General features: G+C 73.6%; 26 protein-coding genes. 16 read left to right on the forward strand and 10 right to left on the reverse strand.

The features are described 5' to 3' along the window. Positions 1 to 96: 96 nt before the first annotated feature. Positions 97 to 1,527, reverse strand: coding sequence for a hydrolase (locus tag AB0E05_RS22395; RefSeq protein ID WP_361966149.1), 1,431 nt, complete (start codon positions 1,525 to 1,527; stop codon positions 97 to 99). 237 nt (positions 1,528 to 1,764) lie between these two features. On the opposite strand from AB0E05_RS22395, the gene AB0E05_RS22400 reads away from it, so the two are divergent. From AB0E05_RS22400 to AB0E05_RS22415, 4 genes are all read left to right on the forward strand, one after another. Continuing rightward, on the forward strand, positions 1,765 to 3,363 hold the full coding sequence (locus AB0E05_RS22400; RefSeq protein WP_361966152.1) for a phage tail sheath subtilisin-like domain-containing protein: 1,599 nt from the start codon (positions 1,765 to 1,767) through the stop codon (positions 3,361 to 3,363). A gap of 82 nt (positions 3,364 to 3,445) precedes the next feature. Continuing rightward, positions 3,446 to 3,889: a phage tail protein gene (locus tag AB0E05_RS22405; RefSeq protein WP_361966154.1), complete on the forward strand. Its 444-nt coding sequence runs from the start codon at positions 3,446 to 3,448 to the stop codon at positions 3,887 to 3,889. Next, positions 3,889 to 4,410 (forward strand): hypothetical protein, encoded by a 522-nt coding sequence (locus AB0E05_RS22410; protein WP_361966156.1) that lies wholly within the window; start codon positions 3,889 to 3,891, stop codon positions 4,408 to 4,410. Before AB0E05_RS22405 ends, AB0E05_RS22410 begins: the two co-directional genes overlap by 1 nt. Then, complete coding sequence (locus AB0E05_RS22415) at positions 4,407 to 4,565, forward strand: DUF6760 family protein (protein ID WP_361966158.1); 159 nt, start codon at positions 4,407 to 4,409, stop codon at positions 4,563 to 4,565. The genes AB0E05_RS22410 and AB0E05_RS22415 overlap by 4 nt, the downstream gene beginning before the upstream one ends. On the opposite strand, the gene AB0E05_RS22420 is transcribed toward AB0E05_RS22415, so the two are convergent. After that, complete coding sequence (locus tag AB0E05_RS22420) at positions 4,514 to 5,785, reverse strand: hypothetical protein (RefSeq protein WP_361966160.1); 1,272 nt, start codon at positions 5,783 to 5,785, stop codon at positions 4,514 to 4,516. The genes AB0E05_RS22415 and AB0E05_RS22420 overlap by 52 nt on opposite strands. Before the next feature lie 1,915 nt (positions 5,786 to 7,700). Here AB0E05_RS22420 and AB0E05_RS22425 point away from each other — a divergent pair. The 8 genes from AB0E05_RS22425 to AB0E05_RS22460 all read left to right on the forward strand — a co-directional run bounded on the left by AB0E05_RS22425 (position 7,701) and on the right by AB0E05_RS22460 (position 15,497). Beyond that, positions 7,701 to 7,898, forward strand: coding sequence for a hypothetical protein (locus AB0E05_RS22425; RefSeq protein WP_361966162.1), 198 nt, complete (start codon positions 7,701 to 7,703; stop codon positions 7,896 to 7,898). Positions 7,899 to 7,988: 90 nt separating this feature from the next. After that, the gene (locus tag AB0E05_RS22430; RefSeq protein WP_361966164.1) at positions 7,989 to 8,411 is read left to right on the forward strand and encodes a phage tail protein; all 423 of its coding nucleotides are present in this window, start codon (positions 7,989 to 7,991) and stop codon (positions 8,409 to 8,411) included. A 16-nt stretch (positions 8,412 to 8,427) separates the two neighbouring features. Further along, the gene (locus AB0E05_RS22435; protein ID WP_361966167.1) at positions 8,428 to 9,150 is read left to right on the forward strand and encodes a peptidase M23; all 723 of its coding nucleotides are present in this window, start codon (positions 8,428 to 8,430) and stop codon (positions 9,148 to 9,150) included. Then, positions 9,150 to 11,045: a VgrG-related protein gene (locus AB0E05_RS22440; RefSeq protein WP_361966169.1), complete on the forward strand. Its 1,896-nt coding sequence runs from the start codon at positions 9,150 to 9,152 to the stop codon at positions 11,043 to 11,045. The genes AB0E05_RS22435 and AB0E05_RS22440 overlap by 1 nt, the downstream gene beginning before the upstream one ends. Before the next feature lie 40 nt (positions 11,046 to 11,085). Next, on the forward strand, positions 11,086 to 11,538 hold the full coding sequence (locus AB0E05_RS22445) for a GPW/gp25 family protein (RefSeq protein WP_361966172.1): 453 nt from the start codon (positions 11,086 to 11,088) through the stop codon (positions 11,536 to 11,538). Continuing rightward, the gene (locus AB0E05_RS22450) at positions 11,538 to 13,499 is read left to right on the forward strand and encodes a putative baseplate assembly protein (RefSeq protein ID WP_361966175.1); all 1,962 of its coding nucleotides are present in this window, start codon (positions 11,538 to 11,540) and stop codon (positions 13,497 to 13,499) included. The genes AB0E05_RS22445 and AB0E05_RS22450 overlap by 1 nt, the downstream gene beginning before the upstream one ends. A 31-nt stretch (positions 13,500 to 13,530) precedes the next feature. Further along, a complete protein-coding gene (locus tag AB0E05_RS22455; protein ID WP_361966177.1) occupies positions 13,531 to 14,097 on the forward strand; it encodes a phage tail protein in 567 nt (188 codons plus the stop codon). Continuing rightward, positions 14,094 to 15,497, forward strand: a complete 1,404-nt coding sequence (locus AB0E05_RS22460) for a zinc ribbon domain-containing protein (RefSeq protein ID WP_361966179.1) — start codon at positions 14,094 to 14,096, stop codon at positions 15,495 to 15,497. Before AB0E05_RS22455 ends, AB0E05_RS22460 begins: the two co-directional genes overlap by 4 nt. 28 nt (positions 15,498 to 15,525) lie before the next feature. On the opposite strand, the gene AB0E05_RS22465 is transcribed toward AB0E05_RS22460, so the two are convergent. From AB0E05_RS22465 to AB0E05_RS22490, 6 genes are all read right to left on the reverse strand, one after another. Then, positions 15,526 to 15,705, reverse strand: coding sequence for a hypothetical protein (locus AB0E05_RS22465; protein WP_361966181.1), 180 nt, complete (start codon positions 15,703 to 15,705; stop codon positions 15,526 to 15,528). A 185-nt stretch (positions 15,706 to 15,890) separates the two neighbouring features. Next, complete coding sequence (locus AB0E05_RS22470; protein WP_361966183.1) at positions 15,891 to 16,808, reverse strand: ABC transporter permease; 918 nt, start codon at positions 16,806 to 16,808, stop codon at positions 15,891 to 15,893. Further along, a complete protein-coding gene (locus tag AB0E05_RS22475) occupies positions 16,805 to 17,674 on the reverse strand; it encodes an ABC transporter ATP-binding protein (RefSeq protein WP_361966472.1) in 870 nt (289 codons plus the stop codon). The genes AB0E05_RS22470 and AB0E05_RS22475 overlap by 4 nt, the downstream gene beginning before the upstream one ends. An 83-nt stretch (positions 17,675 to 17,757) precedes the next feature. Then, the gene (locus AB0E05_RS22480; RefSeq protein ID WP_361966185.1) at positions 17,758 to 18,105 is read right to left on the reverse strand and encodes a transcriptional regulator; all 348 of its coding nucleotides are present in this window, start codon (positions 18,103 to 18,105) and stop codon (positions 17,758 to 17,760) included. Next, complete coding sequence (locus AB0E05_RS22485; RefSeq protein WP_361966187.1) at positions 18,102 to 18,608, reverse strand: hypothetical protein; 507 nt, start codon at positions 18,606 to 18,608, stop codon at positions 18,102 to 18,104. The genes AB0E05_RS22480 and AB0E05_RS22485 overlap by 4 nt, the downstream gene beginning before the upstream one ends. Positions 18,609 to 18,696: 88 nt before the next feature. Then, a complete protein-coding gene (locus AB0E05_RS22490; RefSeq protein WP_361966189.1) occupies positions 18,697 to 19,533 on the reverse strand; it encodes a helix-turn-helix transcriptional regulator in 837 nt (278 codons plus the stop codon). A 159-nt stretch (positions 19,534 to 19,692) separates the two neighbouring features. Here AB0E05_RS22490 and AB0E05_RS22495 point away from each other — a divergent pair, with 159 nt between their 5' ends. Next, positions 19,693 to 20,427 (forward strand): SDR family oxidoreductase, encoded by a 735-nt coding sequence (locus AB0E05_RS22495; RefSeq protein ID WP_361966191.1) that lies wholly within the window; start codon positions 19,693 to 19,695, stop codon positions 20,425 to 20,427. A gap of 25 nt (positions 20,428 to 20,452) precedes the next feature. Here AB0E05_RS22495 and AB0E05_RS22500 read toward each other — a convergent pair whose 3' ends face one another. Continuing rightward, complete coding sequence (locus AB0E05_RS22500; RefSeq protein ID WP_361966193.1) at positions 20,453 to 21,409, reverse strand: AraC family transcriptional regulator; 957 nt, start codon at positions 21,407 to 21,409, stop codon at positions 20,453 to 20,455. Positions 21,410 to 21,637: 228 nt separating this feature from the next. Between AB0E05_RS22500 and AB0E05_RS22505 the strand changes: the two genes are divergently transcribed. The 3 genes from AB0E05_RS22505 to AB0E05_RS22515 all read left to right on the forward strand — a co-directional run bounded on the left by AB0E05_RS22505 (position 21,638) and on the right by AB0E05_RS22515 (position 25,489). Further along, positions 21,638 to 22,534: an enoyl-CoA hydratase/isomerase family protein gene (locus AB0E05_RS22505; protein ID WP_361966195.1), complete on the forward strand. Its 897-nt coding sequence runs from the start codon at positions 21,638 to 21,640 to the stop codon at positions 22,532 to 22,534. Positions 22,535 to 22,689: 155 nt separating this feature from the next. Further along, positions 22,690 to 24,267, forward strand: coding sequence for an FAD-dependent monooxygenase (locus tag AB0E05_RS22510; protein WP_361966198.1), 1,578 nt, complete (start codon positions 22,690 to 22,692; stop codon positions 24,265 to 24,267). A gap of 94 nt (positions 24,268 to 24,361) precedes the next feature. After that, the gene (locus tag AB0E05_RS22515) at positions 24,362 to 25,489 is read left to right on the forward strand and encodes an SMI1/KNR4 family protein (RefSeq protein WP_361966200.1); all 1,128 of its coding nucleotides are present in this window, start codon (positions 24,362 to 24,364) and stop codon (positions 25,487 to 25,489) included. A 21-nt stretch (positions 25,490 to 25,510) separates the two neighbouring features. Here AB0E05_RS22515 and AB0E05_RS22520 read toward each other — a convergent pair whose 3' ends face one another. Next, positions 25,511 to 25,996, reverse strand: coding sequence for a GNAT family N-acetyltransferase (locus AB0E05_RS22520; protein ID WP_361966474.1), 486 nt, complete (start codon positions 25,994 to 25,996; stop codon positions 25,511 to 25,513). Positions 25,997 to 26,299 lie beyond the last annotated feature (303 nt).

Genomic DNA, 26,299 nt, shown 5'->3' on the forward strand with positions numbered 1-26,299 from the left:
GCGGCGGGGGGGGGGGGGGGGGGGGCGCCCCCGCCCCCCCCCCCGCGCCCGCGGGGGGCGCCCCCCCCCCCCGGCCCCCCCCCCCCCCCGCCGCGTTCACTTCTTCTTCACGGTCAGCTTGATCGCTTCGAGCCAGGCCCCGTTGTCCAGGGTGCCGGCGAAGACGAACTGCTTGTGGCCTTCGGGATCGGAGCGGTCGTTGCCGCAGCTGTCCCCCCAGCTCCGGCCGCGGACGTGGCTGGACTGGCAGATCTGACCGTCACCGACGTTGATCGCGAAGCCCGACAGGTTGGCCGCGTCGTTCTTCGAGCTGCCGATGTAGTTGTCCTTGTTGTCGGTGATGACGGCCGTCCACTCCTGGTACTTGCCCTTGTCCGACTCGGGGTCGTTGACGAAGGCGTTGGCGGCCGAGCCGCCGACGCCTGACACCGCGAAGTTCAGGGCCTTGATCGGCAGTTTCTCCCCCACCGTGCCGGCCACCGCACCGTCACACACGGGTTCCTGCCAGCCCTTGCCACCGACGAAGGCGCGGTAGCAGATGTGCCGACCGGACGGATCCTCCTTGGCGAGTTGCCGCACGGCGGTGGCGGCGGTGACCTTCGGCGGCGGCTTCTTGGCCTTGTCGCCGCCCCCTCCTCCGCCGTCTCCGCCGCCGCCCGGCTTCTCCTCCTTCTCGCTCGGCTCGGGTTCTTCCTTGCTGGGCTCGGGGGCCGGTGGGGGCGCCGAGGCCGGCGGGCTCGGTGCGATGACGTTGCCGGCGTCGGCGAGCTGCTCGGTGGCCTTGGACTTCACCGCCGGCTTGTACGCGATCCACAGCATCACGAAGACGATGGCGAGGGTGAGGGCAAGCCCGAGCGCCGTGGCGAGCCAGCGGGGCAGGAAGCCGCGCTGGTCGTACGTCCCCTCCACCGGGAGGGGGTCGGTCCCGGAGCGGTGCAGGGACAGCGTGTACGGCCGCTGCTCGGCGGCCCCGAACCAGATGATGTCCCGCGGCTTGAGGGTGGCCGCGACGAACACGGCCCGCCCGGGCTCGATCTGGACGTTGCTCGGATGGATGTCGTACGACAGCTGGTCGCCGTTGTCGCTGCCGCTGACGGAGGCGGTCACCTTGGTGTTGCCGAGGTTGTCGATGGCGAGTCGGGGCCGACCGCGCAACCGTCCCTTGACGATGGGCGGCACCAGGTCCGCCCGCACCTCCGTGAAGGGGGTGATCGTCAGGTTGCCCTCGGGGACCGTGGTGGCCTCGGGGTGTTCCGTCGGCGTGATCCGTACGGCGTAGGGATGCGGTCCGGCGGTGGCGTCGGGGCTGCGCGGTGGCGCGAACGTCAGCTCGACGGTGCCCGTCGTGCCCGGATACAGGCGCAGCGTCGACGGTTCGACCGTCGTCCAGGGCGCGACGGTGCCCACCGGTTCGAAGCGGTATTCGTCGACGATGTCGCCGGTGTTGCGCAGCCTTAGCCGCACGCGTGTACTGCCACCCGGGTCGACGGTGGCGGAGGCGGGTTCCAGGGATGTCCACAAGCTCACGCGACGACGTTACGGAGGGGGCGCCGCGCTGTCGCAGGACTGCGGGCAGAGTCCTCGTGCCCGAAGAGGCAGCACCGACGGAGGGCCGGACGGACCGGCCGACCGGGGTGCCCGTACAGGCACCGCCGAGGGCAGGGGCACTGCCCCCGGTGGAGCACCCATGGGCGTTTCGCCCGGGGCCCCCGCGCGTGAGGCTGTTGGGCGGTCCAGTTCGTGCACCCCCTAGGAGAGCTGAGCATGCCGTCCTATCTGTCGCCCGGCGTCTATGTCGAGGAGGTCGCCAGCGGATCCCGCCCCATCGAGGGCGTGGGCACGTCCGTCGCGGCCTTCGTGGGGCTCGCGCCGTCCGGCCCGCTCAACGAGCCGACCCTGGTGACCAACTGGACGCAGTACGTGGCGGCCTTCGGTGAGTTCACCGACGGTTATTACCTCGCGCACTCCGTCTACGGCTTCTTCAACAACGGCGGTTCGGCCGCCTATGTGATCCGGGTCGGTGGCACCGCCGGTGGCGCCGACGCGCAGGGCGCGGCGCCGGCCGCGGTGGCCGGTGGCGACGCCAGGGCCGCGCTGCCGTCGGGGGAGCCCCAGCAGCTCGGTACGTTCACGGTGACCGCGATCGCGCCGGGCGCCTCCGGCCCGCTGAGCGTCGAGGTCGCGGACGCGGACGGCGAGGGCCCGGCCGATCGGTTCAAGCTGATCGTGAAGGACGGCGACAAGGCCGCCGAGCAGTTCGACGTCACGGCGAAGAAGAGCAGCCGCGCCTACGTCGTCACCCAGGTCAAGGAGCGCTCCCGGCTCATCGCCGTGACCGAGGCGGCGCCGGCCGGGCAGCTGGCCCGACCCGACAACCAGACGGTGGCGCTCGCGGCTCCCGCGCCGTCCCCCGTCGCGTCGGGCGGTCGGGCCGCCGGGCCCGGCGAGGCGCACCCCGGCCCGGCCCAGTACCTCGGCGACTCGGCGGACCGCACCGGCTTCGGCGGTCTGGAGGCCGTCGACGAGATCTCCATGGTCGCGGTGCCGGACCTGATGGCCGCCTACCAGCGCGGGGCGATCGACCTCGAAGCCGTGAAGGCCGTGCAGCTGGGGCTGATCGCGCACTGCGAGCTGATGGGCGACCGCGTCGCGATCATCGACCCGCCGCCCGGCCTGAATGCCCGTCAGATCCGGGTCTGGCGGCAGGAGACCGCCGGGTACGACTCCCGGTACGCGGCGCTGTACTACCCGTGGATCAAGTCGTTCGACCCGGCGAGCGGGCAGGGCCTGATGATTCCGCCGAGCGGTCACGTCGCCGGCATCTGGGCCCGCAACGACTTCGAGCGCGGGGTCCACAAGGCGCCCGCCAACGAGGTGGTGCGCGGTGCGGTGGACCTGGAGCTCCAGATCACCCGCGGCGAACAGGACCTGCTCAACCCGATCGGCGTCAACTGCATCCGCGCCTTCCCCGGCCGCGGCATCCGCGTGTGGGGTGCCCGCACCCTGTCCTCCGACCCGGCCTGGCGCTACCTGAACATCCGCCGGTACTTCAACTACCTGGAGGAGTCGATCCTGATCGGCACCCAGTGGGTGGTGTTCGAGCCGAACGACCACGCCCTGTGGGCCCGGATCCGGCGCAACATCTCGGCGTTCCTGGTCAACGAGTGGCGCAGCGGCGCTCTCTTCGGCCAGCGCCCCGAGGAGGCGTACTACGTCAAGTGCGACGAGGAGACCAACCCGCCGGAGTCGGTCGACGTCGGCCGGGTCGTCTGCGAGATCGGCATCGCGCCGGTGAAGCCGGCCGAGTTCGTGATCTTCCGGCTGGCCCAGTTCTCCAGTGGCGGCGGCGAGTTGGAGGAGTAGGCCGGGTGCCGACTCCGCACCAGCTTCCCACCGCGCCACCGTCCGTACCCACCTCCCAGATCGTCACGAGGACAGCGAGTAGATGAGCCTTCAGCCGGGCGACGCCCTCACTTCACACAATTTCGGCCTCCAGATCGACGGCGTCATGGTCGAGTACCTGGCCGAGGTCAGCGGCCTCAGCATGGAGCAGGACGTCATCACGTACCAGCAGAACTCTCCGAACGGCAAGAACGTCGTGAAGAACCTGCCGGGCGTGAAGAAGAACGGGACCTGCACGGTCGTGCGCGGCATGACCCAGTCGGCCGCCTTCACCCAGTGGATCAACCAGTCGATCTCCGGCCAGATGACCACGGCCCGCAAGAACGCCTCCATCATCATGATGGACTTCGAGAACAACCCGGTGAAGCGCTACAACCTGCGCAACGCCTGGTGCCACAAGATCGACGCCAGCACGGTGAAGGCGGGCGAGGCCGCCGCGCTCACCGAGACCGTGACGATCGCGTTCGAAGAACTGGTCATCGAGTAATGCGGCGTACGGCTGCCAGGGCCGGGAGCGCGGTCACGTACGGCGGTGCGGACGCGCCGGGCGCGGCTGCGGAGGCGGGTGCGGGTCCGGCGCAGGACGGCTCCGTCCCCGGCCCCGCGCGGTCGGCGCCCGAGCCGGTGCACCAGGAGGCGCTGCGCACCGAGTTCCCCTTCCAACTGCCCCGCGGGTACGTCGACGAGTCGGGCACCGTCCACCGGGACGGCGTGATGCGGCTGTCGACGGCGCGGGACGAACTCGTGCCGCTGCGCGACGTGCGGGTCCAGGAGAACCCGGCGTTCCTGTCGGTGGTGCTGCTGGGCCGGGTGATCACCCGGCTCGGCACGCTGCCGCTGGTGCACGACGGGGTCGTGGAGCAGATGTTCGCCTCGGACCTGGCCTTCCTCCAGGACTTCTACCGTCAGATCAACGCCGAGGGCCACACCCGCGCGGCCGTTCAGTGCCCGCACTGCTCGGAGCCCTTCGAGGTGGAACTCGGCGGGAGCCGCCTGGGGGAATCGTGACGTACGCGACCGACCGGCTGCACGAGGAGATCGCGTACGTGGCCTACCACTTCCACTGGAGCCTGGAGGAGATCCTGGACCTCGAACACGGCGACCGCCGGCGCTACGCGGGCGAGATCGCGGCTCTGGTGACGCGGGCCGGGGCGGAGGACTGATCGGTGGGCTTCCGGGACATCCTGCGAAGGCGGCGCAACGAGCCGGAGCCGGGCAGCGGTGACGCGTCCGGCTCCGGCGCCGCCGGTGCGCCGGCGGACGATTCCGCCGCACGGGGCCGTGGCACGGTGACGGCGTCGTGGCTCGGGCTGGCGCCGATCCAGCGCGTGACGGGGCCGGGGCGGGCCGCGGTCGCCGACGCCGGGTTCGGTGGGCGGCTGCCGACCTGGCAGAACCCGTCGTTCCTGACGACGGCCTCGCACGCGGTTCTCGACGGCACGTCGAGCGCGGTGCTCGGCGAGGGGCTGCGCTCGTCCACCGCCGGGCCCGTGTCCGGGCTCGAAGGCCGAACGGGCGCCCTGCCGTTGGCTGGGCAGGCGCCGCCGGTGCAGCGGCCCCCTGCGGTGCGGATGCGGGCGCTCCCGCCGAGGGGGCCGGGGTCGCACGCGCAGGGGACGGCGGCCGTCCAGCGCGCCGCGCGGGCGCAGGGCGGGCCCGTGGTGACGGCGGTGCCGTCGCCGTCCGCCGGAAGCGGTTCGCGCTCCTCCGGTACGACGGGGAGTGCGGCGGTCTCCAGGAGTGCGGGTGCTGTGCGTGCCGTGGCTCGTACGGCTGCGGCGAGCGCCGACGCGGCACGCCCGGCGGGCAGCACGCCGGCTGCGGGGGTGCCCATCGCCCGTGCGGTCGGGCGTACGGCTCCGGCCGGCGCGAACACCGTGCATACGGCTCCGGGCAGTGCGAGCGTTGTCCGTACGACGGGCGGCACGGGTGCCGTACCGTCGGTCGGGGCGCTTCCCAACGGGCCCACGGCTACGCCTTCTTCGGCAGGAGCGGGCGATGTGCCCGGTCCTGCCCCTGCGGTCCAGCGGGCGCGGGCGAACGGGCAGGTGCCGGCGACTTCCGTGGGGGCGCCGTCCGGGCACGGGTCGGCTTCCGCACCCGCGTCTGCGGCGCCGCTCCCGGCGCCCACGACGAACGTGGACTCGGCTCCGACGCACGCGTCCTCCGGGTCCGCTGCGTCGGCGGTCCCTCCGCTGACGCGGCCCCTGCCGGGGCCGCGGTCTTTGGTCACGGCCAAGCCGGTGCAGCGTCGGACGCTGCCGGTGGCCCGCAGGGCTGCCACTCCCCCGCGCGGCGGGGCGGCCAGGACGCCTTCGGCCGGCGGCCGGCGCAGCGGGACGGGCTCGTCGCCGGCACCGGCGACGCCTGCGGGGAAGGACACACCAGACCTTCCCTCCGCCTCCGCCAGTGGCGGGGTCGCGGCTCAGCACCTGCCGCAGGACGTACGGACCGTCGCCAGCAGCACCCCGGGCACCGATGGTTCTGGCGACCGTGGCGTTTCGACACCGCGTCCGACGAACACCCCCAGCCCCGCCGGTCCGGTTGATCGGATGGGCGATGCGCGGACGACCAGCGCTGCGGCCAACAACTCCCCGACGCCCACCGCCGGCTCTTCCACCCCTTCGGCCGCTGGCTCGGGAGCTGGCGGCGACATCCGTGTGCAACGAGCGGTCACCGGGCCCGGCAAGGGCTCTGGTTCCGGCGTCAAGGCCGGCAAGGACGGCACGGGTGCGCCTCGTGTCGATGCCGGTCCCCCTGCTCACGTCCGTACGACGAAGGCAGCGGAGCACGGCACGGGTGCGCCCCGAAAGGGCCTGAGCGCCCCGAGCACACCCACGTCGTCGCGTGACGTCCCGCCCTCCCCCGCTTCTGAGACGAGCGCGGCGGCACCACGGCACGGCAGTGCCGACAGCGGGGCGAGCAGCCACCAGGCGGCTGCGCCTTCCGCCGCTGCGTCCCGCCCGGCGCCCGCGGCAACGCCGCAGCAGCCCGTCCAGCGGCGTACGGCTCCCGGCGCTCATGCCCAGCACCCGCCTGCCGCCCCCGCCACGCCCGCTTCCGCTCCGGGAGTGCCAGCATCGCGCCCCGCGCCGGTGACTGCCCCTTCCGCCGACACTCCCCGTACGACGAACGCCGCGCCCCACCACCCCGTCCAGCGCCACGCCGCGCCGGACACTGCCGCCCAACAGCCGCCTGCCGCCCCGGCGAACCACCCGCCCGCGCCCCCCGTCCCCGCTTCGGAATCACCGACGACGCGTGCTGCCGAGGCATCCGGCGGTGACGCCGTGACGACCGGACGGGTGCGGGCCGGCGGACAGCCCAACACCGCTCCACAGGCGCCGCGTTCCACCGCACGGTCCGACCGGCCGGCACAGCCCGTCCAGCGGAAGGCGGTCGGCGCGTCCGCCGCGCCGACGTCCGCGGCCGAGCCCGTGGAGCAACGGTCGACCGCCTCCACGTCCGGGTCCGGTTCCGCGCCCGTGCAGCCGTCGCGTCCGCCGCAGTCGTCGGGACCCACGGCCCGAGGGAACGACGCGCCTGCCGCGCCGGTCCGTGGCCTCTCCGGTGCGCCGTCTCCGGCGCCCGCGCGTCGTCCGGGACTGGGCGCCCCGCTGGCATCACGGCCCGCCGACGCCGCACGCCCGCCGTCCCGGCCGGGCGCCTCGGCCGAGCAGTCCGGTACGCCCTCGATCCCGACTCCGCAGGCCGCCGCACCCGTACGGCCCGCGCCCGCCCCGGCCGCTCCGGCCGCTCCGAGCCAGAGCACCGTGCAGCGTCGCGCCGTTCTCGGCGCTCCCTTCGCGGGAGGCCCCGCGGCCCCCAACGTGCCGTCCGCGCCGGCAACACCCGGTGCCCAGCCGGTCCCCGCAATCCCAGCGGTGACCAGTCCCGCCTCGTCGCAGGTGCCCGCTCCCGTACGGCCCGTCTCGTCCGCGCCGCCGTGGGAAGCCCCCGTACGGCCCTCAGCGCCAGCAGCCAAGGCGCCGGGCGCTCGTCCCGTGACGCCCGCCTCGCCCGTGCTCCTGCGGCGTGCGATGCCGTCGGCCGCCGCGCCGACGGCCCCGTCCCGCCTCCCGGTGGCGCCGCTCGTGCCGCCGCGGGCTCCCGAGTCGGCGCCTGCTGCCGCCCCCACCGGGCCCGTCGTCCAGCGCTACCGGAAGAGGCTCCCGGCGCCCGACCAGGCCCCGGCGACGAGTACGCCGGCCCGTGTCGCGCCCCCGTCGCCGCCCCCACCCCCGGCGCCGATACCCGCGTCGACGAGCCAACCGCCGCCGCCCACTCGTTCCGCGTCGGCCGTGTCCACCGCATCGGCCGGACCGCCGCCGCCCGAGTACACGGAGGTCCCGGCCCACACCTGCGACCCCCGGCAGCTCACCGACTTCCAACTCGACGAGCTGGTGCACCGGATCATCGGTCGGGTGACGCGACTGGTCCGCACCGAGTTGCGGATGGACCGCGAACGCGTCGGCAGGCTCCGCGACTTCCGCGACTGACCGACCCCCGCCAGCCACCGACCGGCCGTTCACGCGGCCCCGCCCGACCCGTTCGACCCGCCGCCCCGGCACGACAGAAAGGCCCGCACGATGTCCCGCAAGGACCCGGGCTCCACCATCTGGTTCTCCCTCAGCATCGACGGCGAGAGCCTCGGCGCCTTCAACGGGTGCGAGGGCCTCGCGTCGCAGGTGGAGATCGAGCACCGCCAAGAGGGCGGCAACAACGGCTTCGTGTGGGCGCTGCCCACCCGCGTCACCTTCTCCACCATCCGGCTGACCCGCCCGCTCACCCCGGACACCGCCAAGGTGGCCCGTTGGATCTCGTCCCTCCAGACCGGCATCAAGCGGCCCACCGCGCAGATCGCGGCGCTGCGCGCGGACGGCTCCGAGGTGGCCCGCTGGGGACTCATCGACGTGCTGCCGGTCAGCTGGACCGGGCCCACCCTGGACCCGGCGAGCCCGGCCGTCGCGACGGAGGTCCTGGAGATCGCCCACCACGGATTCACGGACTGAAAGGCGTTCGGCAGACATGGCGAAAGGCGCCAAGGGCGCGGGCAAGAGCCTTGTGCGCGCCTCGCTCGCGATCCACGAGCCCCCCACCGGCGAGAGCACCTCGCCCGGCGGGGTCATCAAGACGTTCAACTTCGACTTCAACCCGGCGCAGCTGTCGCTGTCCCGGCGCGCCGAGTGGAAGACCACGCCCACGCAGATCGAGCGGACGGGCCCGCTGCCGGAGTTCATGGGCGCGCTGCCGCGCGAGATGAACGTGGAGATCTTCCTGGACTCCTCCCAGAAGCCGACCGGCAACACGGTGCTGAAGAAGGTGGAGTCGCTGCTCAGCTGCTGCGAGGTGACGCCCAGGAGCATCGCCGCCAAGCAGCCGTCACCGCCGTGGGTGGTCTTCCAGTGGGGGTCGTTCTCGACGGCGCGGTTCGTCGCGTACGTCGGTTCCGTGGACGTCGACTACTCCCTCTTCGGGACGACGGGCGTCCCCATCCGCGCCACGTGCCGGCTCCAGCTGCACGAGATCCCGAGCGCGACCGCGGGGCAGAACCCGACGTCGGGCGCGCTCACCGCGCAGCGGGTGCACCGGGTGGTGGCGGGCGACTCGCTGCTGTCGCTGGCGTGGCGGGAGTACGGCGACCCCGGCGCGTGGCGCTCGATCGCCGAGGCCAACGGCATCGACGACCCCGCGCGGCTGCCGACCGGCGCGGAGTTGGTGCTGCCCGCCACCGAGGAGGTGCGCGGCTGATGGTGCGCTCCGCGTTCTCCACCGTCGTCGACGTGAAGATCGGCGGCGCCAAGCTGCCGCCCACGTACTCCCGGGCCCTCGTGGACAGTTGGGTCGACCAGGGCGCCGGCGTGCCGGCCGCGTTCCGGCTCACCTTCCGCGACCCGCACCGGCTGATGCTCGGCAAGTTGGGCGTCACCTTCGGCACGAAGGTGGTGATCGCGCCGGTCGCCGACGGGCGGGGCGCCACCGATCCGCTGCTGACGGGCGAGGTCACCGGGCTGGAGGCCGACTACGACGGCACCGGCACGTTCACCGTGATCCGCGGGTACGACGCCGGGCACCGGCTGCTGCGCCAGCGCCGGGTGACCGCCTACCGCAACCAGAGTGCGTCGGACATCGCCCGCAAGCTCGCCGGGCAGGCCGGGGTGCCGGTCGGGAAGGTGGAGTCGACGAAGACCGTGTACGACTTCATCAGCCAGTCCAACGTCTCCGACTGGGACTTCCTCGGCCGGCTCGCCGACGAGAACGAAATGGTGATGTCGGTCGATGCGAAGGGCCGGTTCCAGTTCGTCCGGCCGAAGCCGTCGTCCGGTGCGCCGTCGCCGCAGACCGACGGCGACAAGAGCCCCTTCGTGCTCCAGGGCGGGCACGACATCCTGCGGCTGCGGGCCGCGGTGACCGCCGCCGACCAGGTCGGCACGGTCGAGGCGCGCGGCTGGGACGTCACGGCGAAGCGGAAGCTGACGGCGACCGCGCGCGCCGCCTCCCATCCGGGGATCTCGATCGGCTCGACTCCGGGCGAGGCCGCCGGCAAGTTCAAGAAGGGCAAGCTGGTCGGCACCGGCACGCCGTACGACCGGCAGACCGAGGTGCGGTTCGCCGCCAGTGCCCTCGCCGACGACGTCACGTCCTCCTTCGCCGAGTTGGAGGTCGTGGCCCGCGGGAATCCGAAGCTGCGGCCGGGCGTCCCGGTCGCGCTCGCCGACGTGGGCAAGCCGTTCGAGGGCAAGTACACCGTGACCTCCGTCCGGCACGTCTTCGGCGACGGCAAGCACTACGAGGCGTGGGTGACGGTCAGCGGCCGGCAGTGGCGTTCGCTGTACGGGCTGGCTTCCGGGGGCGGGGAGGCGGTTCCGCGGCTGCCGAGCGTCGCCAACGCGCTCGTCACCGACGTCCAGGACCCGCTGCGGCAGGGCCGGGTGAAGCTCCAGTTCCCGTGGCTGGACGACACGTACGTCAGTGACTGGACGCGGACGGTGCAGTTGGGCGGCAAGGCCGGCGGCGGGATCTTCCCGCTGGACGTCGGCGACGAGGTCCTGGTCGGCTTCGACCGGGGCGCGCTGGACCATCCGTTCGTCATCGGCGGGCTGTACAACGGCAAGGACGTGCCGACCCCGGTGCGCGACGTGCCCCTGCACGACGGGCTGCGCAAGCAGGCGTCCCGGCACACGGTCTCCGACCGGCAGGGCAACCGCTTGGACCTGCTCAGCCAGCGGACCGGCGCCCGCAAGCAGGGGGTGCGGCTCGCGAGCGGCAACGACCGACTCGTCGTGAACCTGGACCGCACCAAGACCGAGATCACCGTGGACAGCAAGGGCAAGGTCACCATCAAGGGCGGCACCTCGGTCTCGGTGGAGGCGGGGCGCGACCTCACGCTGAGCGCGGGGCGCCGGCTGACCATCAAGAGCGGTGGCGTCCTCGACATCCAGGGGCGGGGCCTGGTGAACGTCACCTCGCTCGCGGGCCCGGTGATGGTGGACGCCAAGGGCGCCCTGAGCATGAAGGCGATCGGCGCCGCGACGCTGAGCGCCGGCGGCAGCGTGCAGGTGAACGCCATCGCCAACGTGACCATCACGGCCGTCACCGTGCCCATCACGGGCGTGGTGACCGTCAACCGCCGGCCCATCGTGTGAACGGGCGGCACCACCCATCGGGAAGGCAGGTACGCGGCTGATGGCCGAGCAGTTCGTCGGGTCCGGCTGGTCGTTCCCGCTGCGCATCGGACCGACCGGCGGGATCGCGCTGGTCAGCGGGGAACGGGAGATCGAGGAGGCGATCCGGCTGGTCCTGTCGACCGCGCCGGGCGAGCGGCCCATGCGGCCCGACTTCGGCTGCGCGATCCACGACCTGGTGTTCGCCCCGGTCAACGAGCAGACCGCGGGTCGCATCCAGCACGAGGTGCACCGCAGCCTCGACCGCTGGGAGCCGCGCATCGAGGTCGACGACGTCTCGGTGACGGCGGGATCCGAGCACAGCGTCCTCTACATCGACGTGCGGTACATGATCCGCGGCACCAACAACCCGCGCAGTCTCGTCTTCCCCTTCTACGTCATTCCGTCCCACGACGAGCCGGACGGCCCCGGTGCGGCTGGTGCGCCCGGCCCCGCTCACGAAAGCGACCGCTGATGGCCCTGCCCTCCCCGAACCTCGACGACCGTCGTTTCCAGCAGTTCGTCGACGACGCCAAGCGCTACATCCAACAGCGGGCCCCCGAGTGGACCGACCACAACGTGTCCGACCCGGGCGTGACGCTCGTCGAGACGGTCGCCCACATGGCCGACCAGATCGTGTACCGGCTCAACCGGGTGCCGGAGAAGAACCACCTGGCGTTCCTTGACCTGGTGGGGATCACCCTGTTCCCGGCGTCCGCCGCCCGTACGGACGTGACCTTCTGGCTGTCGGCGCCCCAGGAGGACCCGGTGGCGGTGCCGGTGGGCACCGAGGTCGCCACCGTGCGCACCGAGACCGAGGAGGCGGTCGTCTTCGCCACGGAGCGCGCGCTGACCGTGGTGCCGAGCCAGTTGCACCACCTGATGGTGCAGCGGCGGGGCGAGCCGGTGGCGGACCGCACGTCCGACCTCGTCGAGGCGGGCAAGGACGTGCCGTGCTTCGCCGAGCCGCCCGCCGTCGGCGACTGCCTGCTGTTCGGTCTGTCGGCGGCCGTTCCGGACTGCGCCGTCGTCCTGGAGTTGGACAGCACCGTGGACGGCGTGGGCGTGGACCCGCGGCAGCCGCCGCTGGTGTGGGAGGCGTGGACCGCGGACGGCTGGCGCGCCTGCGAGGTGGACCGGGACGGCACGGGCGGGTTGAACCGGCCCGGCGAGGTGGTGCTGCACGTGCCCGGCGGGCACGTGCTGTCCCGCAACGCCGGCCGGGAGGCCGGCTGGCTGCGGTGCCGCGTCACCGAGCCCCTGGCCGGCCAGCCGTTCTACACCACCTCGCCCACGGTCCGCGCCGTGGAGGCGTTCACCATCGGCGGCACCACCCGGGTGGTGCACGCCGAGACGGTCCGCGACGAGGCGCTCGGCGAGTCCACCGGGCTGCCGGGGCAGCGGCTGCGGCTGGCGAACGCGCCCGTGGTCGGCGACGACCCGCCCGTGCTGCTCCAGACCGCCGACCACGACGGCTGGCAGGACTGGCGGGTCGTGCCGCACTTCGCGGCGTCGGGCCCCGACGACCGGCACGTCACGCTCGACGCCACGACCGGTGAGATCGCCTTCGGCCCCGCGGTGCGCGAGCCGGACGGTTCGCTGCGCCAGTACGGCTCGGTCGCCCCCAAGGGCGCGCCGGTGCGCGCCCGTCGCTACCGCACCGGCGGCGGCCGGGCCGGCAACGTGGCCCGCGGCGCGGTGCGGATCCTGCGCACCTCCCTCCCGTACGTCTCCGAGGTCGTCAACCGGGAGGCCGCGCGCGGCGGCGTGGACGGGGAGACCGTCGAGGAGGCGAAGGTCCGGGCGCCGATCACGCTGCGCGCCCAGGAGCGGGCGGTGACGCTGCGCGACTACGAGGAGTTGGCGCGGCGCGCCGCACCCGAGACGGCGCGCATCACCTGTCTTCCGGGCGACGAGGGCGAGCACGGGGCGCACGCCGTGCGGGTCCTGGTGGTGCCGCAGGCGGTGCCGGACCCCGGTGGGCGGCTGCGGTTCGAGCAGCTGGTCCCCGGGGACGCGCTGCTGGACCGCGTCACCCGCTTCCTGGACGAGCGCCGGCTGATCGGCACGAGGTTGGCCGTGGGGCCGCCGTACTACCAGGGCGTCACCGTGGTGGCCACCGTGCACGCGTTCAAGGGCGTCGACGTCGACCGGGTGCGCCGACAGGCCCATGACGCGCTCTACCGGCACCTGGACCCGCTGGTCGGGGGTGCCGGTAGCGAGGGGTGGCCGTTCGGGCGGCCCGTGCAGGCCGGTGAGGTGTTCGCGGTCCTCCAGCGCGTGCCGGGCGTGGAGTTGGTCGACCAGGTGGTCCTGCACCCCGCGGACCCGCTGACCGGCAAGCGCGGCGAGGCGACGGACCGCATCGACCTGTCGCCGCCGTCGCTGGTGTTCTCCTTCGACCACCGGGTGCGCGTGATCGGGGACGGTGCCTGATGAGGTCGTACCACCCGGCGGGAGGCCCGGCATGAGAGGTTCGATCGACGGCCTCGGCTCCCCGTCGCCGATCGGCACGATGCTGCCCGCGGTCTTCGCCGACGACGAGCTCGCCCAGCGGTTCGTCGGCGGGCTCGACGAGGTGATCGCGCCGATCCACTGCGTCCTCGACTGTCTCGACGCGTACTTCCGGCCGTCGCTCGCGCCGCCCGACTTCGCCCGGTGGCTGAGCGACTGGGTCGGCGCGGAGACCGACGGCACCGAACCCGAGCCGATGCTGCGCGCCGCCGTGGCTGCCGCCGCGCACCTGCACCGGATCCGCGGCACCCGGCGCGGGCTGGCCGAAGCGATACGGCTCGTGTTCGGCACCGAACCCGAGATCACCGAGAGCGGGGCGGCGAGTTGGAGCGCCCGCCCGCTCGGTCCCGTACCCGGTGAACCGGTACCGCGGCTGCACGTGCACCTGCGACTGCCCAACCCCACGACGGCGGACCACCACCGCTTGGAGGCCCTGGTGTCCGCCGCCCGTCCCGCCCACATGCCGTACACGGTCCAGGTGACCGCCGGCGAAGTCGTCGAAAGGACTTCCACGACATGACGACCCCTCGGAACTGCCCTGCGTGCGAGACCCGCGTGGAGGTGGGCCAGTCGTTCTGCGACGCCTGTGGGGCCGTGCTGAGTTGGACGGACCGCAGCACGCCGACGACGACGTCCGAGGCCCGATCCGGCTCCGCTTCCGCTTCCGGCGCGGGTGCGGGCTCCAGTCCCGCTTCCGGTTCCGGATCCGACGGCAACTGGGACGCTTTCGCCCGGCCGGGCGGCGGCGCGGGCACCGGCCGCGCGCGGTGGGACCGGCAGACGGCCGGTGCGGCGGCGCACGGCGGCCACGCCGACGACGCGGCAGCGACGCCGGCGAACCGGGCGCAGCCCCCGTCCGAGCAGGCCACCTTCCCGGACGCCGGGCTCGCCCCGACGGACGACCACAACCCGCAGGCCACCGACGCCCTCCGGGACGCCACCCCGCAGGCTCCGCCCGTGGACGGGATCACTCCGACGGTGCCGAACCAGGCCGCGGTGCCGCCTGCGGCCGAGTCGCCGGACGCCGACCGCGCCCGCCAGCTCCTCGTTCCGCTCTCCGAGCCGGAGCGCGGCCCCGCGCCGGATCCCGTCGCCGCCCCGGTCCTGCCTGCCCGGCCGCCCGCGCACCGCCCGCAGGACGTCCGCGCCCCCGGCGAGCAGCGGGGCCAGGACGGCGGGACGCCGTGTCCCTGGTGCGCCACGCCCAACCGGCCCGACCGGCAGTACTGCACCCGGTGTGCGATGCCGATGGCCGGCGCCGAGCACACCCCGGGGCCCCTGCCGTGGTGGCGCCGGCTGACGCGTCCCGGTGAGCGCGAGGCGCCGTGGGCGGGCGACCGCCCCCGGCCCCGGCGCACCTTCGACCGGGTGTTGTCGTGGCTGGGTGCGGCGGTCGTGCTGGGGCTGCTGATCGTGCTGGTCGTCAAGCTCCCCGACGGGATCCAGGCGACCCGCGACCACTTCGCGAAGCGCGCTCCGCTGACCCCGGACCGGATGAAGGCGTCGCTTTCCTTCCCGGACCACGGGCCGGAGTTGCTCATCGACAAGGTGAACAACACCTGGTGGGCGACCGGGCGCGACGGATCCAACAAGGGGGAGTGGATCGAGGCGCAGTTCGACCGGCCCACCCGGCTGCTGGACGTGGTCATCACGCCGGGCATGTCCACCCGCCAGAACGAGATCTCCAAGGCGGCGCTCCCCCATCGCGTGGAGGCCCGCATCACCACGGCCGACGGAAAGACCACGTCCCGTTCCCTCGTCCTCGACCAGGGTGCGGGCCCGCAGTCCCGGAAGTTCCGGGTGGGCGAGGTCACCGCGGTGCGGTTCATCATCGAGTCCGCTCACCACCCGGGGGCGAAGAAGCACCTGGCCATCGCCGAGGTCGAGTTCTTCGGCCCGTCGCAGTCGGGTTCGCGCTAGGGAGAGTTCCGGGCCCCGGCACCAGTTCTCACGGTGTCGGGGCCTCGGTCATGAAGTCGGCGATCAGCGCTGCCGGGTTGGCGTCCGAGGTCAGCGCGAACATCGCGTCCGGGTCGAACATGTCGTACAGGACTACGGGGACCGGGCGGCCCAGCGCCGCCACGATCCGCCCGCTGTCGTGGAGGTGCCGGGCGGCCCCGACGCACACCTCGTGGAACCAGGCGCCGAGCGCTGTCGACGCGGAACGTCACCGCGTGGATCCCGACGTCCGCCGGAAACCCCGCGACGACCTCGCCGGCGGCCTGTTCCACGTGTTCCCGGAACGTCGTCCGCACCGTCATGCGCCCCTCCTCGATCAGGGCCGCGAGCCCAGGGCCTGTCTTATGGATCTTGCTATGCGGGTGCCGCCCCGCTCTGGGCGGCCTTGAGGTGGCGCGCGGTCAGCCGGGAGCCGGACTCGCGGCGGGCGGCGCGGCGCAGGAGGGGGATCGCGAGGAGGAACCCGAGGACGGCCCAGGCGGTGAGCACCAGGGCGACCGCGGGCAGCTCCCAGGAGCCGGCCGCTTCGGCGGCGCGTGCGGAGTCCGGCAGCAGCGCCGAACGCAGGCCCTGCGACATCCACTTGAGCGGGAAGACGGAGACGACCTGCTGCACCGGCGTCGGCAGCGAGGAGAACGGGAACACCGCTCCGGAGGTGAACAGCAGCGCCATCACCGGCAGCATGATCAGCGCCAGCGCCTCGCGCGGGTTGGGCAGCACGGCGCCGATGGCGGCGCCCAGCGGGACGACGGCGAGCAGCCCGAGCGTGGTGACCCACAGCAGCGTCAGCCAGCCCGCCGGGTCCCTCGGCAGCGGTCCGTCGGCGATCAGGGCGGTGGCCGCCAGGAGCAGGGCGAGGGTGCCGACCGCCATCGCGACCACGAGCAGACACTTGGCGACGAGGTAGGCGGGGATGCCGCCGGGCGTGGCGCGCATCCGCAGCAGGACGCCCTCCTCCCGTTCGGTGACGAGGATCTGGGGGAGGTTGATCAGCCCGATCTGGAACAGGAGGTACGCGGCGAAGCCCGCGAGCACCAGGTGGGACATCGGGGTGCTGGTGCCGGACACGTCGCCGTCGACGACGGCGGCGATCACCACCGCGACGACCACGTTGCTCAGATGGCCGAAGACCTCCTTCGGATTGCGCAGCAGGTGTCCGAGTTCGATGCCGCCGCGGTTGGCGCCGATGTGCCAGAAGCTGCGTCGTGGCGCCTTGGTCCCGTCGATCTGCCGCGCCTCATCCGCCCCGCTGGTCACGTGCGTTCCCCTCATTCGGCTCGTGCCTCCTCGTCCCCTGCCCCGGCCCCGGCCCCGGCATTGCTTTCGTCCTCGCGGTGCACCATGTGCAGATAGGTGTCCTCCAAGGTCGGACGACGGACCTCCAGATCGGGGATCGGGCCGTCCGTCTCCCGGTGGAGTTCCCAGACCAGTTGGGAAGGGTCCTCGGTGCGTTCGCGGCGGGACGTGCCGTCGCCGGCCGTCCAGCGGACCTCGGCCCGGGCAGCGGCCCGCCGGGCCAGCTCCGCCGGGGTGCCGCAGGCCCTGATCCGTCCGTTGACCAGCATCGCGATGGTGTCGGCGAGTCGTTCGGCCTCCACCAGGTCGTGCGTGGTGAGCAGGACGGTGACGCCTTCGAACCGGGCCAGCCGTTCGACCAGGAGGTGGAACTCGTGCCGGGCCTGCGGATCGAAGCCGGTGGTCGGCTCGTCCAGGAAGAGGAGTTCGGGGCGGCCGACGATGCCGAGGGCGACGTCCAGCCGTCGGCGCTGGCCGCCCGACAGCAGCTCCACCCGCTGGTCGGCCCGGTCGGCGAGGCCGACCATGGCCAGCAGTTGGGCCGGGTCGCGCGGATCGGGGTAGTACGTGGCGAAGTGCTTCAGCAGCTCGGCGACCCGCCAGCGGCGGTGGTCGCGCCAGGACTGGAGGACCAGTCCGATGCGACCGCGCCAGGCGTCGTCGCCGCGCTCGGGGTCGACCCCGAGGACCTCGACCTCGCCGGCGGAGCGGCGCCGGAAGCCCTCCAGGATCTCGACGGTGGTGGTCTTGCCGGCGCCGTTGGGGCCGAGCAGGGCGAAGACCTCGCCGCGGTGGATGTCCAGGTCGATGCCGTGCAGGACGTCGCGGTCGCCGTACGCCATGGTCACGCCGCGCGCCCGGACGACGTGGCTGCCGGTTCCGGTGGACGCGGCCGGTATGGATCCGTTGCCGAGCGCGGGCGCCGTCATCGGACTTTCTCCGCGTGCGGTTGGGGCGGCACCGGGGTCGCCGTCGGCACTCCGGCGCCCTCGACGATGGTCTTCAGCGCGGCGACGTGTCCTGCGAAGGCGGTGCGACCGCGGTCCGTCAGCCGCACCTTGGTGCGCCGCTGGCGACCGCCGCCCTCCTTGTGGATCTCCAGGTACGCGGCCTCCTCCAAGGTGTGCAGCTGCTTGGAGAGCGCGGAGTCGCTGAGCGAGAGGCTGTCGCGGATGAAGGCGAAGTCCGCCCACTCGGTGGCGGCGAGCAGGGCGACGACCGACAGCCGGGTGGCGGGGTGGATCAGTTCGTCGAAACCGGTGGGGGTGCTCATCGGCCCGCTCCCTCGTGGCTCGTCCACCCGGCGCTGCGGCGCACCGAGCCGATCGCCCAGCGGCTCGCCGGCCGGACGAACAGCAGGAACACGACCGCCGAGACGGTGGCCTGGATCAGGCTGGCGGCCATCGGCTCCAGGGACTCGACGAGCCGGCCGGAGCCCACGACCGTCCCGCCGGTGACCACGGCCGCGGCGACGAAGGTGACACCCAGGCGCCAGTTGCCGTGGGAGCGGTACAGCTGCATCCGGCTCCTGCGGAAGTGCAGCACGGCCAGTCCGCCCAACAGCGCGACGTACGTGGCGAGGACCAGCCCGGCGCCCCACGGGGGCAGGTCCAGGCCCAGGCTGGCCAGGAAGGCCCACATGATCGCGGCCGTGGCGTACGTCGCACGGGGTCCGCCGGACGACGTCCGCTCGAACTCGTCGTACACCCGCTCCTGCGGCACCCTGATGCGCTGTAGCGCGCGCCATGCCTGCTCGGCGTCCACCGATGTGCTCACGTTCGTCGCCTCCCCTGGATCTTCGACTTTCCCATCAGGAAAGCTACCTTTGACTTTCCCAGTGGGCAAGTCGGGGGGCGGTTTGCCGTCAGGGAGCGGCCCGGCGGGAGGTGACGTGGAGGGAGCCGAGCAGGTCGAGCGCGTGCGCGCTGGAGCTGTCGGGTTCGGCCTGGTACACGACGAGCTGCTGGCCGGGAGCGTCCCGTACGTCGAAGGTCTGGTACGTGAGGGCCAGCGGGCCGACGTCCGGGTGGTGGAGGTGCTTGGCGTCCTGTCTCTTGCCCAGGACTTCGTGGCTGTGCCACAGGCGGGCGAAGTCGGGGCTGCGCTCGGTGAGGTCGTCGACGACGTCCCGCAGCCGCGGATCGTCCGCGGTGCTGCCGGCCGCCTGGCGCAGATGGCCCACGGCGCCGTGCGCCGCATCGCTCCAGCGGGTGTAGAACCATCGGCCCTCCGGGGCGAGGAAGATCATGCGGGCCAGGTTGTCCGCCTTCTCGAAGGGCGAGTGCAGGGCCTTCGCCAGGGCGTTGGCCGCCAGCAGGTCCAGGGCCGGGCCGATGACGAACGCCACGGTCCGCGGGGAGCTGTCCACGAGTTGCCGCAGCGCGGGGCTGACCCGGTCGGCGGTGGGGGCGCAGCCGCGGCTCGGCGCGACCCCGGCCAGCCGGAACAGATGTGCGTGGGCGTCGTCGTTCAGCCGTAGGGCCCGGCCGAGGGCATCGAGGACCTGGGCCGAGGGGTGGCGTTCGCGCCCCTGTTCCAGGCGGGCGTAGTAGTCCCCGTTCACCCCGGCCAGGACGGCGACCTCCTCGCGGCGCAGCCCGGCGACCCGGCGTGCGCCGTGGCTCGCGATGCCGACGTCCTGCGGGCCCACGGCCGCCCTGCGCGCGCGGAGGAACTCTCCCAGTCTGTTGTCGTCCGTCATGCCGTGAAGGCTAGGGGCGTACGGGCCGGTCTGCCTGGACGCAGCGCACCCAGGCACGACACGGCCTTGGGCGGCCCGCCCGCTTCCTCCGAGACTCGGTGCGCCGGCGCCTCCTGGGCCTCCGGCACCCTTCTCCCCCTCCCGAGAGGAAGACCCGACATGACATCGGCAGCCAAAGTCGTCGCCGTCACCGGAGCGAGCAGCGGCATCGGAGCGGCGACCGCCCGCCGGCTCGCCACCGACGGCCACCGCCTCTTCCTCGGCGCGCGGCGCACCGATCGGCTCGACGCGCTCACCGGGGAGATCACCGCCGCGGGCGGCAGCGCGGCCTTCCAGCGGCTCGACGTCACCGACGCCGCCGACGTCCGGGGCTTCGTCGCCGCGGCGCGCGACCGCTTCGGCCGGGTGGACGTGGTGGTCAACAACGCGGGTGTGATGCCGCTGTCGCCGTTGGCGGCGCTGCGGGTGGACGAGTGGGACCGGACGATCGACGTGAACGTGCGGGGCGTGCTGTACGGCATCGCCGCCGCCCTGCCCGTGATGCGCGCCCAGGGCGGCGGGCACGTCGTGAACGTCGCCTCCGTCGGTGCGTACGAGGTCTCGCCCACCGCCGCGGTGTACTGCGCCACCAAGTTCGCCGTGCGGGCGATCTCCGAGGGGCTGCGCCAGGAGTCCGGCGGGGACGTCCGGGTCACCCTGGTGTCCCCGGGCGTGACCGAGTCCGAACTCGCCGACGGCATCGCCGACCCCGACGCCAAGGCGGCCATGGCGGCCTACCGCGCGGTGGCGATCCCCGCGACGGCGATCGCGGACGCCATCGCGTACGCCGTGGCCCAGCCGCCGGAGGTCGACGTCAACGAGATCGTGGTCCGCCCCTCCGCGAGCGTCGCCTGACGACTCCGCCCCTGCTGTGCCGGGGTCACTCGGGCCCATCGGCCGGGGGGCGGCGCGCGTCGCGTCGGAAGCGGGCCGGTGGCGCGCCCCTGTTGCGGCTGAACGCCCGGTTGAAGGCGTACACCGAGGTGTAGCCGACGGAGCGGGCGACGGTCTCGACCGTGTCGTCGGTGTCCCGCAGCCGGCGCGCGGCGAGGTCCATCCGCCACTGCGTCAGATACGCGCCCGGCGACTGCCCGGCCGCGTCCTGGAAGCGCCGGGTGAGCGTGGAGCGCGACACCGTCAGCGCACGGGCGAGCGAATCGGTGGACCAGGGCCGTTCGGGCTCCTGGTGCATGCGGGACATCGCGTCCGTGACGAGCGGATCGGCGAGGGCGCCGAGCCAGGTGCCCCGGGTCAGCTCGGGGTGCCGGCCCAGCCAGCAGCGCAGCAGGTGCACGAGGACGACGTCGACCAGCCGGTCGAGGACGACCGCGGTGGCGAGTTGGGGGTCGGCCGTCTCCTGGGTGAGCAGCCGCACGGTGCCGTCGAGCGCGGTGCTCGCCCGGCTGCCGCGGATGTGCACGATCGACGGCAGCAGGGTGAAGACGTGCAGCGACACCACGCGGTCGTGCCGGTAGGAGGCGCCCAGCAGATGGGTGCGCGGCTCGCCGGCGCCCAGGCGCAGGGCTCCTCCGGTGCGCCGCAGTTGGTCGGCGAGGGCGACGTCGCAGAGCTTCGGGGTGCGGCCGGGGTCGCTGGCGATGTTGTGCGCCACGCCCGTGGGCAGCAGGACGACGTCGCCGGCCAGCAGTTCCACGGGCGCGACGGCGCGGCCGTCGGCGCCCGCCACGGTGAGCCAGGCGCTGCCGGCGGTGACGGCGTACAGCACCGCGTCGGCGTTCTGCGCCCAGGAGACGGCCCAGTCCTGACGGCCGTCGATCCGGAGCGCGACGGTGCCGCGCACTCCGGCCACGGAGAGGGCATCAGCCAGTACGTCCATCCCACGAAGCCTAACGGCCCTGATGACCGCCCAGTCTCCATTGGATGACACAAACAGACAAAGATGTGGACAGCATGGGCATCGAGATGAGCACCGTCGGCTCCCTACGGTGAGTACCCGGACGCCAGTAGCGCTACCCGGGCCTCACCTTCGGACGGCGCGTCCGAGCGGTCCGTCCAACGGACCCGCACGACCTCGAACGAAGTCGAACGACCTCGTATGAACTGCATGAACTCCAAGAACTCCATGAAGGGGAACACCATGCCGCTCGCTGAAACCGGCTTCACCGCGCTGCGCGTCTCCCGGCACGGCGCCGTCGCCACCGTGACGCTGGACCGCCCTCCCGTCAACGTCCTCGACGCGGCGATGGTGCGGGACCTGTTCCGGGTGACCCGCACGGCCGCGGACGACCAGGACCTGCGCGTGCTGGTCCTGGAGTCGGCCGATCCGGAGTTCTTCTCCGCCCACGCGGACCTGCGGTGGATGTTCGAACCCGAAGAGCTGGTGGCACTCGCCGACGACGAGGGCGACCCGGGACTCAACCCGTTGCAGCAACTGCACGAACGCTTCCGTACGCTGCCGCAGATCACCGTGGCGAAGCTGCGCGGGCGACTGCGCGCCGGCGGCGTCGAGCTCGCCATGGCCGCCGACATGCGCTTCGCGGCCCGCGACGAGACGTGGCTCGCCCAGCCGGAGACCCGCATGGGCATCTTCCCCGGCGGCGGGGGCACCCAATACCTCACCCGGCTCGTCGGGCGCGCCCGGGCGTTGGAGATCGTCCTCGGCGCCGAACTGTTCGACACCGACCGGGCCGAGCAGTACGGCTGGATCAACCGGGCCGTCGAGGCCGGCGAGCTGGACGCCTTCGTGGACGCGCTGGCGCACCGGATCGCCGCGCTGCCGCCGGGTGTCGCGGAGGCGGCGAAGGAGGCCGTCGACGCCGCCGAAGCCAGCGGCCCCGTACCGGACCTGACCGAAGAGGCCCGTGCGCACGCGAGGGTCTATCCCGCGCCGCGCGCCGTCGTCGAACGCATGGAGCGGGCCCTGGCCGCCGGTGCCCAGACCCGGGACGGCGAACTCGCCCTGGAGGACCTCCTCGACCGGGTCCCCTACCGCGGGTTGTGATCCGCCCCGGTGGCCGGCCCGCTGGAACGGCCCACGGGCCGAACGGACGCCCGGGCGCGCGCCGACGGACACCCCGGGCGTCGGACCCGGCCCGGCTTGCGACCGGCCCCAGGGCGCGGGAGATTGGCCTCAGGGCGCGGCAGGAGGAGATCCACGTGCTCGGAGCAGACGTCGACACGGACGTGCTGGTCGTCGGCGGCGGGCCGGTCGGGCTGACCGCCCGGGCGCTGCTGGAGCGCTGGGGCGTACGGGTGTCGTCGGTGGAGCGGCACGGCGGCCTGTCGCCGTTCCCGCGGTCCCGGCTGATCAACGTGCGCTCGATGGAGATCTACCGGCAGCTCGGGCTCGCCACCGAGATCGCCGCGGGCGCCTTCGCCCCCGAGTTCGGCCGGATCCGCTTCCGCGACACCATCGCCGAGCCCGACTTCGCGACGGCGGCGATGGTCGGCATCAACGCGCCCGTGCCCGAGAGCCCCGCGGTCGGCGTGGTCACCTCGCAGGACCGGCTGGAGCCCGTGCTGCTCGCGGCGGCCGAGGCGCCCGTACGGTTCGGGGTCGAGCTGCTCGACCTCGCGGAGGACGGCGACGGCGTCGTGGCGCTGCTGGTCGACCACGGCAGCGGTGCGCAGCTGCGCGTACGGGCCCGGTACGTGCTCGCCGCCGACGGCGCGGACTCCACCGTCCGGCACCTGTTGGGCATCGGCACCACCGGCCCGGGCTCCCTGGGGTCCTTCACCACGGTCGTGTTCCGCGCCGAACTCGACCGGTGGTGCGCCCGTCACCCGGCCGGCGTCTACTTCACCGCACGGGGACTGTTCGCGCCGCTGTACCCGGAGGGCGGGTGGGCCTGGTTCGTGCCCACCCCCGACGACGCCGGGGACGCCGACTGGTCCGACGTCGTCGCGCACGCCCTCGGGCCCGGCGCCGGCGTGCCGGCCGAGGTCGTCCGCGTCCAGCACTGGGTGATGAACGCGTTCGTCGCCGAGGGCTTTCGGCGGGGCCGGGTCGTCCTGGCCGGGGACGCGGTGCACGCGGTGCCGATCGTCGGCGGGCTGGGCATGAACGCCGGCATCGCCGACGTGCACAACCTGTGCTGGAAGCTCGCGGGCGTCCTGCGCGGCTGGGCCGAGCCGCACCTGCTGGACTCCTACGAGATGGAGCGGCGCCCCGTCGCCCGGCGGACCCTCGACCAGGCGGTGGCCAACACCCGTCTCCTGCTGGACGCCCAGGAGCGGCGCCGCGAGCAGCTCGCCGCCCGGGCCGCGGCGCCCAGCACGGTGGAACTTCCCTGGTCGGAGCGGTACTTCGCCCAACTCGGGCTGGTGCTCGGCGTCGCTTACCGCTCCGACGCCGTCCTCCTCGACGACGACGCCCCACCCGCGCCCGCGGGCACGGACTACGTGCCGTCGGCCGCACCGGGCCACCGCATGCCGCACTTCTGGCTCGCCCGCGACCGCTCCACGCTGGACGCCGTCGGCACGTGGTTCACCGTCTTCACACCGGATCCGACGCTCTGGGCGCAGTACGCCACGGAGCCCTGGCCGCTGCGCGTCGAACCGCTGCCCGCGGAGCTCGAAGCCCCCTGTGGCATCGGCCCGCACGGCGCGCTGCTCGTGCGCCCCGACGGCCACGTCGGCGCCCGCTGGCGCGATCGCCCGCTCGACGGCGCGGCGCTGCGCGGCGCCCTGGCTGCGATCACCGGCGCGACGGACCACGGCGGGCGACCGCTGTGAACGGCCGGTCGGTGGGCGCACCGGTCCCGGGTATCACCGACGCGCTGCCCGCGTGCAGGGCAACCATGTGCCGGCGAGAAGAGTCCCCACCACCATGAGCGCTCCCGACCCACACGTCACTGCCTTCGCCGAGATCTTCGGCACACCACCGGCCGGCTTCGCCGTCCCCGTCGACTGGGACGCGGTCGAGCACTGGCTGGGCACGCGGCTGCCCGCGGACTACAAGGCCGTCGCCTCCGCGTACGGACCTCTCGACATCGGCGAGCGCCTGTGGCTGCACGTGCCGTGCGCCCGGCCGGGGTGGTTCGACTACGGAACCTGGGTGCAGCAGAACCGTCGCGCCGCCCCGGGCGTGCTGCCCTTCGGCGAAACCCGCACCGCCGACACCCTGTACTGGGACACCACCGCGTCGAGCGACCCCGACCGGTGGCCCGTCGTGATGCACTGCCAGGACGACGCGAACGCGGGCCGTGACCCCTGGCGGCGCTTCGACGGGCCGCTCGTCGCGACGCTGGCAAGGTTCGTCGCCGACGGGCTGCGGCCGGTCGTCGCGCGTAGTGCGATGCTCGCCGAACTCGAAGGGACCGCGTGGACGCCGCCGCCCCGGCGGCCGGAGCCGACGCCGCAGCAGCGGGCCGCGCTCGACGCCGGCAGCGGCCTTGCCGCGCTGACCGCCCTCGTCCCCCCGCCGGCGGCGCCCGAGCTCGGGGAGCGCAGTTGGGACTGGCTGTACGAACGGCTCGGCACTCGGCTGCCGGGCGAGTACGTGCAGCTGATGGAGACGTACGGGGCGGGCTGCTGGGCCGGCTGGCTGCGCGTCAGCGACCCGCTCGCCGAGGACGAGTACGCGCTCGCGCCGTGGGCCGAGTGGAACGCCAAGGCGTACGCGGAGCTGCGCGCCGATCACCCCGAGTACCACCCGTTGGCGGTCTGGCCCGAGCCGGGAGGGTTCCTGCCCTTCGCCGACTCCATCGACGGCGACCAGCTCTGCTGGCTCACCGAGGGCGCCGACCCGGACGCCTGGCCGCTGATCGTCGTGCCCCGGCACGCCGACCAGGGTCCGCCGCTGCCGGACGGCGGCCTCGTCGACACCCTGTTGGAGTGGCTGCGGGGCCGGCTCGTGACCGACGGGCTGCCGCCGCTGCGGCATCCGCACGAGGACCCGCTCGACCACATCGGCTTCGAGCCGTTCAAGGAGGATCCGGACGAGGACGGCTCCTGATCCGACGGGGGACGTACGAGGTCAGGTGCCGAGCCCGCGCTCCCAGCGGACCTCACCGTCGTGCCACTGGTCGGTGGGTGCCAGTCCGGCGGCACGGGCCACCGCCGCGGAGGCGTGGTGCCCGGGGTGGATGTGCGCGATCAGCGTCTCCACGGGCCCTTGCGCAAGGCTGTCGGCGAGGGCCCGGGCCGCTTCCTGGGCGATGCCCCGGCCCTGCCACGGGACCCCGACGAGCCAGGCGACCTCGGCGGTCCGGTCGACCACCGTGGCCTGCACGGTGCCCACCAGGCGGGCCTCGTCCTCCAGCCGGACGACCCAGTTCAGCCACACCTCGGCCGGCCGGGGCGATCCGGCCGTCATCCGCCCGTAGCGGGCCCGCAGTCGCTCCGGGCTGTCGGGCTCGCCCCCGATGAACTCGTGCAGGCGCCGGTCGGCCAGCACGTCGGCCATGCCGTCGGCGTGCGCCACCCGCAGCGGCCAGAACGTCAGCCGGGCCGTCGGCGGGATGGCCGGTCCGGTGCTGCGCCAGTCGACGGTGTCCACGGTGGTTGCCTCCCCAGGTCGCGGTGAATCCGCGTCATCAGCGTGCCTCAGCTCCCGGGGTCGCAACCGCCCTTGTGGCCGTGCTCACCCCCGGGCGGCACACGGCCCTCGCCAGCACCGCGCCGCACGCCACCGGCGGCGATCGCCACGTAAGCACCCCGGTGCCCCACCCTTCGCCGGGTCGGACGGCGGCTGCGGCGAACCGTCGGATTCCGGTCCCGGCCCGGCAGGGGGCGGTCCGCTGGCGAGAAGTGGACGTACCCATGT

This window comes from Streptomyces sp. NPDC048057 (assembly GCF_040653095.1).
Lineage (GTDB): Bacteria > Actinomycetota > Actinomycetes > Streptomycetales > Streptomycetaceae > Streptomyces.